Here is a 15,795-nt window from a genome sequence, read left to right on the forward strand (position 1 = left end):
AGTCTGTCCTCAGGTTCGGAAGTCGTCAATCAATGGATTTGGCTTTGCAAAACGGTCCAGGTCGGTCTGATCGCTGATGGTAACCCTCATGCCGTCGACTGCAACGCCGTAATGCTGCAGCCCCTTCAGGGCACGGCTGAGGTTTTCCGGCGTCATGCCCAGAACCGAGGCAAGCCGACGCTTCTCGAAATCCAGCTCGAACACCGGCCCGCCCCCGGCCTGCTTCTGTTGGCGCAGAAGATAATTCGCCAAGCGTTCAAGGGATGTCCTTAGCTTGAGCTCCTTCTGCGCCTTGATCACCGAGCGGTAGCATTGCGCAAGCTCTGCCACGATGGCGCGGGCAAAGTCGCCGTCCGCGTCGAAGATGGCGCGCACGTCCTGGCTGGGGATCAGCACGATCCGGCTTTTCTCAAGGGTCCGGGCTGACATCAGATAGGGCGCATTCCTGATCGTCGCCGCAAGGATGAAGGTGGACAAGGGCCGCACGGTTGCCATGCTGGTTTCCCGGCCATTCCAACTTGAGAACAGATCGACCGCACCAGACAGGACAAAGTGCAGAAAATCGCTTGGTTCGCCCTCGGTGATCAGCTCGATCTGAGGCGGGAAATTTTGCACATAGGCTCCGCGCATCAACGCTGAAAAGTGTGTATCGGACAATTTTTCGAACAGGCCCAGCTGCCGAATGTCATGATTGTCGGAAGCAAGCATGCCGGGGAACCTCTTTCCGCTACGCCCATCATAAACATCATATTAATTGATAATTATCAAGCGAAAGTTGGATGGGTTCGATTGCCTTGCTTGACATCGTGGTAATGACCGAATGCGAAATCTAGATAAGCCATTTATTTTGCTGGCATTTAACCGGTGTTTTGATCTGGATCAACTTCTGTGGCGCTTCCGGACTGCAGGACTGGCACTGACACCCAAGTCAGGGTGACCGAGCCATTCCTGTCGGAGACACTTCCATGCAGAGCGTAGCCACAGCATCAAGCGCCGATCAGACGCGCGCCCTGAGCCTGAGCACGATCGCCTTTACCGCCTGTTTCGCGGTTTGGACGATTTTTTCCATCATTGGCGTCGCCATCAAGGCCGAGTTGGGCCTGAGTGACACGCAGTTCGGGCTGCTTGTGGCGACGCCAATCCTGACAGGCTCCGTCTCCCGCCTGTTCCTTGGGATCTGGACCGAGAAATATGGCGGACGGCTGGTATTTTCGAGTCAGATGCTTCTGACAGCGATTGCTACCTGGGCGCTTACGCTGGCGGATACCTATGTCATGTATCTGGTCGCGGCCCTCGGCATCGGGCTTGCGGGCGGGTCCTTCATCATCGGCGTTGCCTATGTCAGCCGCTGGTATGACGCGGGCCATCAGGGCACCGCGCTTGGCATTTTCGGCGCAGGCAATGTCGGGGCGGCTGTGACCAAGTTCTTGGCCCCGTTCGTTATGGTCGCCTATGGCTGGCACGGGGTGGCCTATGTCTGGGCGGCCGGGCTGGCGATCCTGGGGGTGCTGTTCTTCCTTCTGGCGAAGGACGATCCGCAACTGGTCGCCCGACGCAAATCGGGCGCCAAGGCGCCATCCCTGACGCAACAGTTCGCGCCACTGAAAAATCTGCAGGTCTGGCGCTTTTCACTTTACTACTTTTTCGTGTTCGGCGCGTTCGTCGCTCTGGCGCTGTGGCTACCCCATTACCTGATCGATGTTTATGGCATCGACGTGCGCTATGCCGGCATGGCAGCGGCGTCCTTCAGCCTCTCGGCCTCGCTGTTTCGGGCCTATGGCGGGATCTTGTCCGACAGGTTCGGCGCCCGGTCCGTGATGTACTGGACCTTCAGCTTCAGCATGCTGTTTCTGCTCATGCTGTCCTATCCGCCCACGGATTACGTCATCGCGGGCAAAGACGGTCCGATTGCCTTCTCGACCTCGATGGGGCTATGGCCCTTCATCGCCACACTCTTTGCGCTTGGCTTCTTCATGAGCCTCGGCAAGGCGGCCGTCTTCAAGCATATCCCTGTCTATTATCCCAACCATGTCGGTGCGGTCGGGGGCCTTGTCGGGATGATCGGCGGGCTTGGCGGCTTTGCCCTGCCCATCGCCTTCGGGGTGCTGCTGGACCTGACAGGCATCTACACGTCGTGCTTCGCGCTGCTGCTGCTGGTGGTCGCCATCGCGCTGGCCTGGATGCACTTCTCTGTCCGTGCCATGGAACGCGCGGCTCATGGCGAGGTGCTGGACCGTCTGCCTGAATTGCCCGAGATGCGCGCCATCCACGTCCCCGGGCGAAACGCCATGGCCCGCGTTCTGGATGATTGGCGACCGGAGGATTCCGAGTTCTGGGCAACGCAAGGCCGTGCCGTCGCCCGCCGCAATCTGTGGGTCTCGATCCCTGCGTTGCTTCTGGCCTTTTCGGTCTGGATGGTCTGGTCGATGGTCATCGCACGCCTTCCTGCCATCGGCTTTGCCTTTACACCGGAACAGCTGTTTTGGCTGGCGGCCCTGCCTGCCTTGTCGGGCGCGACACTGCGCATCTTCTATGGCTTCATGGTGCCGATCTTTGGCGGGCGACTGTGGACCACGCTGGCCACCGCGTCGCTGCTGCTGCCGGCCATCGGTATCGGCTATGCCGTGCAGAACCCGGAAACCCCCTATGTCATGTTCCTCGTGCTGGCGCTTTTGTGCGGGCTGGGCGGGGCGAACTTTGCCTCGTCCATGGCGAATATCGGCTATTTCTTTCCCAAGGCTGAGAAAGGCAACGCACTTGCGCTGAATGCCGGCCTCGGTAACCTTGGCGTCAGCGTCATGCAGTTCCTGGTGCCGCTGGTCATCACGATCAGCGTCTTTGGCGCTATGGGAGGTCAACCGCAGACCCTGTCGGACGGGGGCCAGTTGTGGATGCAGAACGCAGGCTTCGTCTGGGTTCCGTTCATCCTTGCAGCGACCGTCGCGGCCTGGTTGGGCATGAACGACATCGCCGATGCCAAGGCCAGCTTCGTTCAGCAGTCGGTGATCTTCGGCCGGACCCATAACTGGCTGATGTGCGTGCTGTATATCGGGACGTTCGGCAGCTTCATCGGTTATTCCGCGGGCTTTCCCTTGCTGAGCCGGATCGCGTTTCCCGACATCAACGCCCTGCAATTCGTCTTTCTGGGGCCGCTGGTGGGTGCCTTGTCCCGCGCTGGCACCGGTTGGGTCGCCGACAGGTTCGGAGGCGGACGGGTCACCTTCTGGGTCTTTGCAGGAATGATCGTCTCGGTCCTTGCCGTGATCCTGTCTCTGCAGGCGGGCAGTTTTGCGGGGTTCTTTGCCGGCTTCATGGCATTGTTTTTCTTCACCGGGGTTGGGAATGCGTCCACCTTCCAGATGATCCCCGTGATCATGGGCCGCGAAGTGCCGCGCCTAATGCCTCATCTGACCGGCACCGACCGTGCCCGCCAGATCGCCATGGAGTCCGGTGGAATCGTCGCATTCACCAGTGCCATCGGTGCCTATGGCGGGTTCTTCATCCCCAAGGCCTACGGCTCGTCAATCGCCATGACGGGCAGCCCCATCGGCGCGCTGTGGCTGTTCCTTGCCTTCTACGTGCTGTGCCTTGCCATCACCTGGGCCGTCTACACGCGTCCCGGCGGCCTGCTGCACCAGATCGAACACAAAGGCGCGCGTCCTGCATCCATTGCAGCCCAGCCCGCCCAATAACCCCAACGCCTTTCCGGGCCGCGCTTTACGACGCCCGGCACTGGACCCCCAAAAGGACAGCAAGATGAGCCATCTTCTCGACAGACTGAACTTCTTCCGCAGCAAGGAGCTGGAGCAATTCTCGGACGGTTGGGGCCAGACCACGTCGGAAAATCGCGATTGGGAGGACAGTTACAGAAACCGCTGGCGCCACGACAAGATCGTGCGCTCCACCCATGGGGTGAACTGTACCGGATCCTGTTCATGGAAGATCTATGTCAAATCGGGCATCGTGACCTGGGAGACCCAGCAGACCGATTATCCGCGCACCCGCGCGGGCCTGCCCAATCACGAACCGCGCGGATGTGCGCGGGGTGCGTCCTATAGCTGGTATCTCTATTCTGCGAACCGGGTGAAAAACCCGCTGATCCGCGGCAGTCTGATGCGCGCCTGGCGGAAGATGCGGCCAATGATGACGCCGGTAGCGGCATGGGCCGCGATCCAGGGCGATCCGCTCTTGCGCGCCAGCTATACCAAAACGCGGGGTAAGGGCGGGTTCGTACGCGCGTCCTGGGACGAGGCAACCGAGATCATCGCGGCCGCCAACGCCTATACCGCCAAGACCTATGGCCCCGACCGGGTGTTCGGCTTCTCGCCGATCCCGGCGATGTCGATGGTCAGCTATGCGGCGGGGTCTCGCTATCTTTCGCTGCTGGGCGGCACCTGCATGTCCTTCTACGACTGGTATTGCGACCTGCCGCCAGCCAGCCCGCAGACCTGGGGCGAGCAGACCGACGTGCCCGAAAGTGCGGACTGGTACAACGCGGGCTTCTTGATGCTGTGGGGGTCCAACGTTCCGCAGACCCGAACGCCGGACGCGCATTTCTATACCGAGGTTCGGTATCGCGGCACAAAATCCGCCGTGGTCAGCCCCGACTACTCCGAGGCCGCCAAATTCGGCGACATCTGGTTGAATCCTCAGGCCGGGACAGACGCGGCTCTGGCGATGGCCATGGGCCATGTGATCCTGCGCGAATACCACCTGGACCGGCAGGCCGCCTATTTCGAGGACTATGCCCGCAAGTATACCGACATGCCGATGCTGGTCAGGCTGGACGAAAGCGACGGGCATCTAGTGCCGGGCCGGATGCTGCGCGCGGAGGATTTCGACGGCCAGCTGGGCGAGACCAACAATCCCGACTGGAAGACCGTCGCCTATGACGAGGCTTCGGGCCAGATCGTGGCGCCCAACGGCTCCATCGGCTTCCGGTGGGGGGAGGAGGGCAAATGGAACCTCGAGCAGAAGGCCAGCGGGACGGAAGGCAGCTTCCGCCTGAGCCAGATCCTCGACGGGCACCATGATCAGATCGTGGGTGTCGATTTCCCGTATTTCGGCGGGGTCGCGACCGGCGACTTCGTGAAATGCGAACATCCCGAGGTGCTGACCCGCAACATTCCCGTCCGGCGCATTCAGCTTGCCGACGGATCAACGGTGCTGGTCGCCACGGTCTTCGACCTCTTCTGCGCCAATTACGGCCTGGACCGGGGTCTGGGTGGTTCCTGGGTGTCGAAGGATTACGACGACGACTGCCCCTATACGCCGGCATGGGCGGAAAAGATCACCGGGGTCGCCCGCGAGAAGATCATCGCCGTGGCCCGCGAATTCGCATCGAACGCCGAAAAGACCAAAGGCAAATCGATGGTCATCCTGGGGGCCGGCCTGAACCACTGGTACCACATGGACATGGCCTATCGCGGCATCATCAACATGCTGGTGATGTGCGGCTGCATCGGTCAGGAGGGGGGCGGCTGGTCGCATTATGTCGGTCAGGAGAAGCTGCGCCCGCAGACCGGCTGGCAGCCCTTGGCCTTCGCACTGGACTGGAGCCGCCCGCCCCGGCACATGAACTCGACCAGCGCCTGGTATGCGCATACCGACCAGTGGCGCTATGAGACCCTGCGCGCGGACGAGATCCTGTCGCCCACGGCACCCAAGGGCGATTGGGACATCAGTCTGATCGACTATAACATCCGGGCCGAGCGTATGGGCTGGCTGCCCTCTGCCCCGCAGCTGAAAACGAACCCGCTGGAGGTGTCGAAGGCGGCGATGGCCTCTGGCAAGACGATCCCGGCCTATGTGGCCGAGCAGCTGGCATCCGGCGCCCTACAGATGTCCTGCGAGGACCCGGATGCGCCAGAAAACTGGCCACGCAACCTATTCATCTGGCGGTCCAACCTGCTGGGATCCAGTGGCAAGGGTCACGAGTACTTTCTTAAGCACCTGCTGGGCACCGATCATGGCGTGATGGGCAAGGATCTGGGAGAGGAAGGCGGCGTGATGCCGAAGGAGGCCGTCTGGCACGACGAGGCGCCAAAGGGAAAACTTGACCTTCTGGTAACGATCGATTTCCGGATGTCCACGACCTGCGTCTATTCCGACATCGTATTGCCGACCGCCAGCTGGTACGAAAAAGACGATCTGAACACCTCGGACATGCACCCGTTCATCCATCCGCTTCAGGCGGCGGTGGACCCTGCCTATGAGAGCAAGTCGGACTGGGAAATTTTCAAGGCGATTGCCCGAAAGTTCTCGGAAGTTGCCCCTGAGGTACTGGGGGTCGAGACGGATATCGTCCAGCTGCCGCTGCTGCACGATACTCCGGGCGAGTTGGCGCAGGCCCATGTGCGTGACTGGAAAAAGGGTGAATGCGAGCTGATCCCCGGCAAGACCGCGCCGAATTATATCGCGGTCGAGCGGGACTATCCCAACCTCTACAAGAAATTCACCTCCGTCGGGCCGCTGCTTGAAAAGCTCGGCAACGGCGGCAAGGGAATTAACTGGGACACCAAGGTCGAGGTGGGTCACCTGCGCGATCTGAACGGTGTCGTGCTGGACGAGGGCGTCTCGAAAGGTCACGCCAAGCTGGAATCCGCCATCGACGCAGCCGAGATGATTCTGATGCTGGCGCCGGAAACCAATGGCGAGGTCGCGGTCAAGGCATGGGAGGAACTGGAGAAACCCACCGGCCGCCATCACGCCCATCTGGCAGAGGGCGCGCATCACACCAAGATCCGCTTTCGCGACATTGCAGCTCAGCCGCGCAAGATCATCTCCTCGCCCACGTGGTCAGGCATCGAAAGCGAGGACGTCTGCTACAACGCGGGCTATACCAACGTCCATGAGCTGATCCCGTGGCGCACCCTGACCGGCCGCCAGCAGCTTTATCAGGATCACCTGTGGATGCGGGCCTTTGGCGAGGGCTTTGTCAGCTATCGCCCGCCTGTGGATCTGAAAACCATCACCAAGGCGATCAACAACGATGCGGCCGATGGCAGCCCGCATGTCGTCCTGAACTTCATCACCCCACATCAGAAATGGGGTATCCACAGCACCTATACCGATAACCTCCTGATGCTGACCCTGAACAGGGGTGGCCCGGTGGTGTGGATGTCCGAAGTGGACGCGCAGAAGGCCGGACTTGTCGATAACGATTGGGTCGAAGCCTACAACATCAACGGTGCTCTGACCGCGCGCGTGGTGGTGTCGCAGCGGATCAAGCAGGGCACGCTGTTCATGTATCACGCCCAGGAAAAGATCATCAACACACCGGGGTCCGAGAAGACCGGCCATCGCGGCGGCATCCACAATTCGGTGACCCGGACGACGTTGAAGCCGACGCACATGATCGGTGGTTATGCGCAGCTGTCTTACGGGTTCAACTATTACGGCACCGTCGGCAGCAACCGCGACGAATTCGTGATCGTCCGCAAGATGAAGAATATCGATTGGCTGGATACGCCCGCAACCCGGAAGATGGAGGCAGCGGAATGAGAGTTCGTGCGCAAATCGGCAAGGTTCTGAACCTTGACAAATGCATTGGGTGCCACACCTGTTCGGTCACCTGCAAGAACGTGTGGACCAGCCGAGAAGGCGTTGAATACGCCTGGTTCAACAATGTCGAAACAAAGCCCGGCACTGGCTATCCGACCGATTGGGAAAACCAGAAACGCTGGAACGGCGGTTGGGCACGCTCAAAATCCGGTAAGCTGCACCCGAAGCAAGGCAGCAAATGGCGGATCCTGGCAAATATCTTTGCCAATCCCGACATGCCCGAGATTGATGACTACTACGAACCGTTCGATTTCGATTATGACCATCTGAAATCCGCGCCGGACATGGATCATTTTCCCACCGCACGCCCCCGGTCCAAGATCACCGGCGAGCGGATGGAAAAGATCGAGAAGGGCCCGAACTGGGAAGAAATCCTGGGCGGCGAATTCTCGAAGCGGTCCAAGGACTACAATTTCGAGAACATCCAGAAGCAGATCTATGGCGAGTATGAAAATACCTTCATGATGTATCTGCCGCGCCTGTGCGAGCATTGCCTCAACCCCACCTGTTCGGCCGCTTGCCCTTCAGGCGCAATCTACAAGCGCGAGGAGGATGGCATCGTCCTGATCGATCAGGAGAAATGTCGGGGCTGGCGGATGTGCATCTCGGGCTGTCCCTACAAGAAGATCTATTACAATTGGGACAGCGGCAAATCCGAGAAATGCACCTTCTGCTATCCCCGCATCGAAAGCGGCCAGCCGACGGTCTGTTCGGAAACCTGCGTCGGGCGAATACGCTATCTGGGCGTCATCCTTTACGACGCCGACAAGATCGAAGCGGCCGCCAGTTCCGAGCGTGAGACTGATCTTTACGGCGCTCAGCTTGACGTCTTTCTTGATCCCAACGACCCCGAGGTGATTGCCGCCGCCCGCCGCGACGGCATTCCCGAAGATTGGATCGAATCCGCCAAGATCAGCCCGATCTGGAAGATGGCGATGGAGTGGAAGGTGGCCTTTCCGCTTCACCCCGAATATCGGACGCTGCCGATGGTCTGGTATATCCCGCCGCTGTCGCCCATTCAGAATGCGGCACAGGCTGGTCAGATCGCGATGAGCGATCAGATGCCTGACGTGCGCAGCTTGCGTATTCCTGTGCAATACCTCGCCAACATGCTGACGGCAGGCGACGAGGAACCCATCGTTCATGCGCTGGAACGGATGTCGGCAATGCGTCTCTATATGCGCGCGTTGACCGTGGATGGCGTGCGCGACGAAGGCATCGCGGCCCGTGTGGGCATGTCCGGCAGGATGATCGAGGACATGTACAAGATCATGGCCATTGCCGACTACGAAGACCGTTTTGCCATCCCGACTGCGCATCGTGAACAAAACGAGGAAGGTGCCGATATTCGCGGCGGCTGCGGCTTTACCGACGGGAACGGTTGCTCCAGCGGCGAGACCGGCAAGACATCCATGTTTGGTGGCAAGAAGAAATCCTTTGCTCTTCCATTGGAGGCATTCTGATGATGGACCGGACCCTCAAGGCGCTGTCGCTGACGCTCAGCTATCCAACGGTCGAGTTGCAGGACGCGATGCCCGAAATCGGCGCAGCCCTGGTCTCTGATCACCGGCTTACATCGGAAACCAGGGTGGCACTGCAGCAGCTGGCCGCGCACCTGGCGGAGGGCGACCTGTTCGACCTTCAGGAAAGCTACGTGATGCTGTTCGACCGGTCACGGACACTGTCGTTGAACCTGTTTGAACATGTCCATGGTGAAAGCCGGGACCGGGGGGGCGCGATGGTCAGTCTGATCGAGACTTACCGGGAGGGCGGGTTCGAACCCGCCACCACGGAATTGCCCGATCATCTGCCGGTCTTGCTGGAGTTCCTGTCGACCCGTCCCTTTACCGAAGCACAGGATATTTTGGCGGATGCGGCGCATATCTTTGACGGGCTGGTCACGCGCCTGCTGCGGCGCGAGAGCGGGTACGCTGCCGTCTTCACCGGTCTTTCGCAGCTCGCCGGCGTGCAGGCGGATAGCGACGCAGTCGCCGGAATGTTGGCACAGCCCGACGATGATCCGACCGACCTGACCGCGCTTGATGCCGTATGGGAGGAAACCGAAGTCACGTTCGGTCCCGATCCGAACGCCGGCTGCCCGCAGGTTCGCGACATGCTGGCCACGATGGACAGACCCGGCCCCACACCCTTGAACAGGAGTGCATGACATGTTCGGCAACTTCGATCTCGACTTTCTGATCTTCGGCATCATGCCCTATGCCGTCCTTGCCGTGGCACTCATCGGCACGATTGCGCGCTACGAGCGCGATCCGTTCACCTGGAAAACATCGTCGAGCCAGCTTTTGCGCCGCAAGCAGCTGATGTGGGGGTCGGTTCTTTTCCACGTCGGCATCATCGTGCTGTTCTTTGGCCATCTGATTGGCCTGTTCACCCCGGTCTGGATCCTCGACGCCCTGGGCATCCCCTATGGGGTCAAGCAATGGATCGCGGTGATCCTGGGCGGAGTGGCCGGGCTTTCGGCCTTCATCGGGGCCACCATGCTGCTGCACCGGCGGCTGTTCGATGCGCGCATCCGGGTCAATTCCAGTTTTGCCGATATCGGCATCCTGGTGATCCTGTGGCTGCAGATCGTCATCGGGATGGGCACGATCATCGTGACGCTGGACCATATGGATGGCGCCGGAATGGTGCTGTTCATGACATGGTCGCAAAGCGTGATGACCCTCCAGCTGAACGCCTGGATGGAGGTCATCAATGTGCATTGGCTGTACAAGGCGCATATCGTCCTTGGGATGGTGATCGTGGCGCTGTTCCCCTTCACCCGGCTGGTGCACATGCTGTCGGTGCCGATCCGCTATGTCACTCTGCGCCCCGGCTATCAGATTGTCCGGTCGCGCCGCCGCCGCCCGCTGGAAGAGCGCCGCCAGGCCTATGACGCGCGTCAGGGCAAACCCGGCCCCTCGGCCACGACACCGGCGGAGTGAATGCACATGAACGTTCCCCTCTTTCCTGCCGTCGTCGTGAACGGCGAAACCATCCCCACGGCGGCCATCGCGGCCGAGGCGCAGAACCACAACGCGCCCAGGGACAAACCCGGCATCGCCTGGCGCAAGGCGGCGCAGGCGCTGGCGATCCGCGCCCTCATGCTGCAGGAGGCCCGCACGCGCGGTCTGGAGGCCGACCCGGAGGAACTTGCGCCCGGTCGGTTCGAGACAGAGGATGAAGCACTGATCCGCACGCTTCTCGATGAGGCCTTGACCATCCCGCAGGTCACGGACGAGGCGGTTCGCGCTGAATGGGCGAAGGATCCGGGTCGGTATCGGTCGGCCCCCTTGTGGGATGTGTCCCATATCCTGTGCGCCTGCGATCCGCGCGACGAGGCCGAGCGGCCGATGGCCGAAGCGCGCGCCCAGGACCTGCTTGCACGGCTGAAGGGCGATGCCCGGGGTTTTGCCGATGTTGCCCGGGACAGCGACTGCGGGTCGAAGGCGGCTGGCGGCCATCTTGGACAGCTTGGACCCGGCGACACGGTGCCGGAATTCGAAGCCGCCCTGCGCGTCTTGGCAGAAGGCGGGATGACCACGGCACCCGTCCTGTCGCGGCACGGCTGGCACATCATCCGGCTGAATGCGACCGCACCGGGGCAGGTCCTGCCCTACGACACCGTCCGGCCCAAGATCGCCCAGGCTTTGGAGAAGGCCGCATGGGCGCGTGCGTCCAGAGACTTCATCGAAGCGCTTGCGGAAGAGGCGCAGATCTCAGGTGCAAGTCTTGCCCCGATTTGACCCTGCGAAGGAGTCTGCCGTGAAACACTCAGTTCCGAAGCCGCGCGGAAGCGGCGTCGACCCACCAAGTCAAACCCTGCTTGCAAGCCCTCTTGATTTCATCAGCGACGACCACCTGCGCGCACGTCATGTTTGTGCTGTGATCCAAGGACTGGCCATGGCCGCGTCTTTGGACCGGCAGGCGGCCCTGACCGTGCTGCGTTTTCTGAACGAAGAGCTGAATGTCCATATGCGTGACGATGTCGAGGATCTGTTCCCTCTCCTTGCGCGGCGCTGCACGAAAGACGATGCTATCGAAGGTGCTATTAGTCGGATCAGGGCTGTCCAGGAAGAAGCGACCTGTCTGCTGCCACTAGTGCGCGCGACGCTTGCCAGATGTCTGGACACCGGGGCCGACCTGAATGCCAGCGACCGCGTAACATTTGCTGAGTTCGCGGGGCATGTGCGAAGTCACCTTGTCGCCGAAAATGCGATCCTGTTGCCGATCGCCCGCGCACGTTTGACCCGGGCAGATTTGCGGATGCTCTCACAGAACATGCTGTCGCGGCGTGGGCTTCCCCCTATCTTGGAGAGTTCAAATGCTCAATGACCTTCTGGTACGCAATCGGGAATGGTCAAAGGACCGTCAGGCTGAAGAACCAGATTATTTTACTAAGCTCGCAGGACTACAGGCGCCCGAGTTCTTCTGGATCGGATGTTCGGACAGCCGGGTCCCGGCAAACGTGGTCGCGGGCCTCGATCCGGGCGAGGTCTTTGTTCATCGCAATGTTGCCAACATTATCCATTCGGCCGACATGAACGTTTTGTCAGCGCTGGAATTCGCAGTCGACAACCTGAAGGTGCGCGAGATCATCGTCTGCGGACACTACGGCTGCGGGGGCGTCAGGGCGGCGACCGAGGATCTGCCGCAAAGCCTTGCCGATCACTGGCTGGAGCCGATCCGTCGGTTGGCTCGCAGCTACGCAATTGATCTGGCGCAACAGCCTGACCTCGAGGCGAGGCGCGACCGTCTGGCCCAATTGAACGTCATCGAGGGCGTCCGGCGCATTTGCGAGACGGCGATCGTGCAAAGGGCCTGGCGGCGCGGCGCGGGTTTGCGTGTGCATGGCCTGATCTACGGCTTAAAGGATGGTCTTCTGCGCGATCTGGATTGCAGCATCGGCCCCTGCCATTTTTATGCGGAGGTCGCAGAATGAAAGCATCCATCCCATTGCAAAGCTGGCATGTCCGGTTGCCGGCATTGCTGGCCGCCTTCGCCTTGGAGTCTGAATTCAATTTCCATTCTGCCGACGCAGGCATCGCAGCCTCCTTTCGGCGCGATGGTCACGTTCCAGCTCACCGATCATCAAGAGGACCTTACAGATGCATCTAGCATATACAATGGCACCCGGACGGGGCGATATGGACCTTATCCTATTCAAACTGGCCACCGAGCTTGCATCACGCGGGCTGAGATGCTGCGGAGTTGTCCAGATCAACTCTGAACGGGCAGATGCGCGTCCATGCGATATGGATGTTCAGGTACTACCCGACGGCCCGGTGCTGCGTATCAGTCAACACCTTGGCCAAGGGGCACGTGGCTGTCGGCTCGACGCGGCTGCACTGGAAACTGCAGTCGGCCTGGTCTCAGAACAACTATCGCGCGGTGCGGACGTCCTCATTGTCAACAAGTTCGGGAAACACGAAGCCGAAGGGCGTGGGTTGCGGGGTGTTATCGCCGAGGCTCTGTCCATGGACGTTCCGGTCATCGTGGGCATCAACGCACTGAACCTTGCGGCTTTCGAAACATTTTCAGAAGGGATTGCTACCTGTCTCGCGCCCGATGCCATTTCGTTGGCGGCATGGCTCGCTGACTGCGGCGGCGTCACGACGGCTGCGACAGCACATATTCACGAGCTCGTATAACTGTCTAAACGGTTATTAGGGCCAAGACTGTACGGGGCGACACATATTGCATACGCAAAGCGCCAGAATGATGGCATACCAGCCTCTGGGGAGCTTAGGCTTTCAGCACCCACGCCACTCATCTCTCCAGAAAATGACGATAATCCTAATGTGCAAATTATGTCTACGAACGAGTTTAGCGAATTTTAAGATGGCGTCAGTCTAGCATGCCGCCATCGGCGTCGTCGCCCGCCTCGTCCATAAGGCGGGCGAAGTCGGGCAGGATTACCTTGCGCTTGCCCTTTAACTCAATCACCCCGTCGCGCTTCAGCGCGCTCACCTGGCGGCTAACGGTCTCAAGCGTAAGGCCAAGGTAAGTAGCCATCGCTTCGCGCGTCAGGGGCAGCTCCAACTCCATCCACCCGGCCGGCTGGAGTTTCTGCAGCGCGGCCTCGTGGCGGGCAACGATGACAATGAATGAGGCGATCTTCTCCCGCGCCGTCTTGCGGCCCAACAGCAGCATCCATTCACGCGCTGCGTCCAGCTCATCTAAGGTCATTTCCAGCAGACGATGCGAGATATGCGGCGTTTGCCGCATCATTTCCTCGAAGGGCTTCATACGAAAGCAGCACAGGACCACCTTGGTCACAGCAGTCGCATTGTAAGCCGCGCGGTCCCGGCCAGGGCGGCCCAGAAAGTCGCCCGGCAGCAATAGCCCGACCATCTGCGTGCGACCGTCTTCCATTGTATGCGTCAGCGAAGCGACGCCAGTCACGACCGAGGCCACAAAGTCCATCCGGTCGCCTTCCCAGACAATCGGCTGGCCAGCGTCGAAGCTGCGGTAGAACTTGATTTGTTCAAGTTGCGTCAGCTCGTCGCTTTCGCATTGCGCGCAAACGGCACGGTAACGAATCGGGCAGTCAGCACAGCGCACTTCGACCCGATCGTGCAAGCCTTGCTGCCGTCTGTTGATCTGGGTCAAGGAATCTTCACGCATTACAAGTCATGCATACGCTTATGAGCAATCATTCGCAACTCGGACGCCTTGGCCTCTTTGACGCCCGCGTTCCCAGATACACGAGCTACCCGCCCGCCACTCAGTTCCGCACTTCGGTGGACGGTCTGCGGGCGGCCCAATGGATCACGGCGGTTCCTGCCGGGGCGCGCATCTCGCTTTACGTACATGTGCCTTTCTGCAGACGGCTTTGCTGGTTCTGCGCCTGCCGCACGCAAGGCACGCAGGGCAGTAAGCCTGTCGAAGCCTATGTCGAGACGCTGCTGGCCGAAATTGCGGCACTTCGGGCACGGCTCGCGCCCGGGATCACGCTGTCGCGGCTGCATTGGGGCGGCGGCACACCAACGCTGCTGCCGCCCGCGCTGATTGCGCGGCTGGCAGGCACCCTGCACGATGCGTTCCCGATGGCCGCCGACGGCGAGTTCTCGGTCGAGATCGACCCGTCCGAGATCGACGCCCCCCGCATGGCGGCGCTGGCAGAGGCGGGGATGAACCGCGCCTCGATCGGGGTGCAGGATTTCGATCCGCTGATCCAGGAGGCGATCGGCCGCCCCCAGAGCTTCGAGATGACGGCCGAGGCCGTCCGCCTGATTCGCGGCCATGGCATCTGCAGCTTGAATACCGACATCCTTTACGGCCTGCCCCACCAGACCAGCGCCCGCATGTCCGAGACGGTGCAGAAGGTGCTGGCCCTGTCGCCGGACCGGGTGGCGCTTTACGGCTATGCCCATGTTCCGTGGATGTCGAAGCGTCAGGTCATGATCCCGGAAAGCACGCTGCCGGGCGGCGAGGCCCGGCTGGACCTGTTCCAGACGGCGCAGGAGCTGTTCATCGCCGAAGGGTTCGATGAGATCGGCATCGACCATTTCGCCCGGCCCTGCGATGGGCTTGCGCAGGCTGCGGCCACCGGGCGGCTGCGACGAAACTTTCAGGGCTATACCGACGACCCGGCCGAAGTGCTGCTGGGGCTGGGCGCTTCGTCCATCGCGCGCTTTCCGCAAGGCTATGTGCAGAATGCTCCGGCGACAGGCGCCTACACGGCCTTGGTGCGAGCCGGGCAGCTGCCGGTGTCCCGCGGCCATGCCTTCACGCCCGAAGATCACTGGCGCGGGCGCATGATCGAGATGCTGATGTGCAGCTCTCGGATCGACATGGCCGAGATCGAGGCGCGTTTCGGGATCTCGGCCACCCGGCAGGCCGAGCTGTTCGCCCAGCTGCTGGCGCGGTTCGGCACAGCGCTGCGGCTGCGGGACGATGGGCTGGAGATCACGCCGGCTGCGCGGCCGCTGACACGGATGATCGCGCAGGCGCTGGATGGCTATTCGGTGACGGCGCAAAGCCATTCATCTGCAATTTAGGCAGCGGACACTGTACTGAACGGCTTGCGGAAACTTCCGCTTAGGCATTCACCACTTCAAACGCACTTCCGCCCTTGTTGTCGGAGAACGAGCTGTTTTCTAGCGTTGTCTTTAGATGCCACACCACACACGGATGCAAAATGAAACCCGATCCGAGAAGTAAAGCAACGGTGCAGGTAGTTCTCAAGCTTTTCTGGCGAAATGGTTATCACGGGCTCCGTGATTGCTT

12 protein-coding genes are annotated in these 15,795 nt (G+C 60.8%); 10 read left to right on the forward strand and 2 right to left on the reverse strand.

Translation table 11 applies throughout. From position 1 onward, the window contains the following. Positions 1-9 precede the first annotated feature (9 nt). Positions 10-708 (reverse strand): cyclic nucleotide-binding domain-containing protein, encoded by a 699-nt coding sequence (locus tag CHB77_RS14460; protein WP_089388924.1) that lies wholly within the window; start codon positions 706-708, stop codon positions 10-12. 257 nt (positions 709-965) lie between these two features. Between CHB77_RS14460 and CHB77_RS14465 the strand changes: the two genes are divergently transcribed. The 9 genes from CHB77_RS14465 (at position 966) to CHB77_RS14505 (ending at position 13,214) form a co-directional block, all read left to right on the forward strand. Beyond that, positions 966-3,692: a nitrate/nitrite transporter gene (locus CHB77_RS14465; RefSeq protein ID WP_089388925.1), complete on the forward strand. Its 2,727-nt coding sequence runs from the start codon at positions 966-968 to the stop codon at positions 3,690-3,692. Between the two features lie 64 nt (positions 3,693-3,756). Next, positions 3,757-7,503, forward strand: coding sequence for a nitrate reductase subunit alpha (locus CHB77_RS14470; RefSeq protein WP_089388926.1), 3,747 nt, complete (start codon positions 3,757-3,759; stop codon positions 7,501-7,503). Further along, positions 7,500-9,026 (forward strand): nitrate reductase subunit beta, encoded by a 1,527-nt coding sequence (gene narH, locus CHB77_RS14475; RefSeq protein WP_089388927.1) that lies wholly within the window; start codon positions 7,500-7,502, stop codon positions 9,024-9,026. The genes CHB77_RS14470 and narH overlap by 4 nt, the downstream gene beginning before the upstream one ends. A 2-nt stretch (positions 9,027-9,028) precedes the next feature. Beyond that, the gene (narJ, locus tag CHB77_RS14480; protein WP_089388957.1) at positions 9,029-9,730 is read left to right on the forward strand and encodes a nitrate reductase molybdenum cofactor assembly chaperone; all 702 of its coding nucleotides are present in this window, start codon (positions 9,029-9,031) and stop codon (positions 9,728-9,730) included. 1 nt (position 9,731) lies between these two features. Then, entirely contained in the window at positions 9,732-10,508 is a 777-nt protein-coding gene (gene narI, locus CHB77_RS14485; protein WP_089388928.1) for a respiratory nitrate reductase subunit gamma, read from the forward strand. Between the two features lie 36 nt (positions 10,509-10,544). Beyond that, entirely contained in the window at positions 10,545-11,309 is a 765-nt protein-coding gene (locus CHB77_RS14490; RefSeq protein ID WP_341273563.1) for a peptidylprolyl isomerase, read from the forward strand. Between the two features lie 19 nt (positions 11,310-11,328). Next, positions 11,329-11,898 (forward strand): hemerythrin domain-containing protein, encoded by a 570-nt coding sequence (locus CHB77_RS14495; protein WP_165456291.1) that lies wholly within the window; start codon positions 11,329-11,331, stop codon positions 11,896-11,898. Continuing rightward, on the forward strand, positions 11,888-12,505 hold the full coding sequence (locus CHB77_RS14500; protein ID WP_089388930.1) for a carbonic anhydrase: 618 nt from the start codon (positions 11,888-11,890) through the stop codon (positions 12,503-12,505). Before CHB77_RS14495 ends, CHB77_RS14500 begins: the two co-directional genes overlap by 11 nt. A 166-nt stretch (positions 12,506-12,671) precedes the next feature. Beyond that, positions 12,672-13,214, forward strand: coding sequence for a DUF2478 domain-containing protein (locus CHB77_RS14505; RefSeq protein ID WP_089388931.1), 543 nt, complete (start codon positions 12,672-12,674; stop codon positions 13,212-13,214). 196 nt (positions 13,215-13,410) lie between these two features. Here CHB77_RS14505 and fnrL read toward each other — a convergent pair whose 3' ends face one another. Further along, on the reverse strand, positions 13,411-14,190 hold the full coding sequence (fnrL, locus tag CHB77_RS14510) for a transcriptional regulator FnrL (RefSeq protein WP_089388932.1): 780 nt from the start codon (positions 14,188-14,190) through the stop codon (positions 13,411-13,413). Positions 14,191-14,210: 20 nt separating this feature from the next. Between fnrL and hemN the strand changes: the two genes are divergently transcribed. Beyond that, positions 14,211-15,566, forward strand: a complete 1,356-nt coding sequence (gene hemN, locus CHB77_RS14515) for an oxygen-independent coproporphyrinogen III oxidase (protein WP_089388933.1) — start codon at positions 14,211-14,213, stop codon at positions 15,564-15,566. Positions 15,567-15,795 lie beyond the last annotated feature (229 nt).

Source organism: Paracoccus sediminis (assembly GCF_900188295.1).
Taxonomy (GTDB): Bacteria; Pseudomonadota; Alphaproteobacteria; order Rhodobacterales; family Rhodobacteraceae; genus Paracoccus; species Paracoccus sediminis.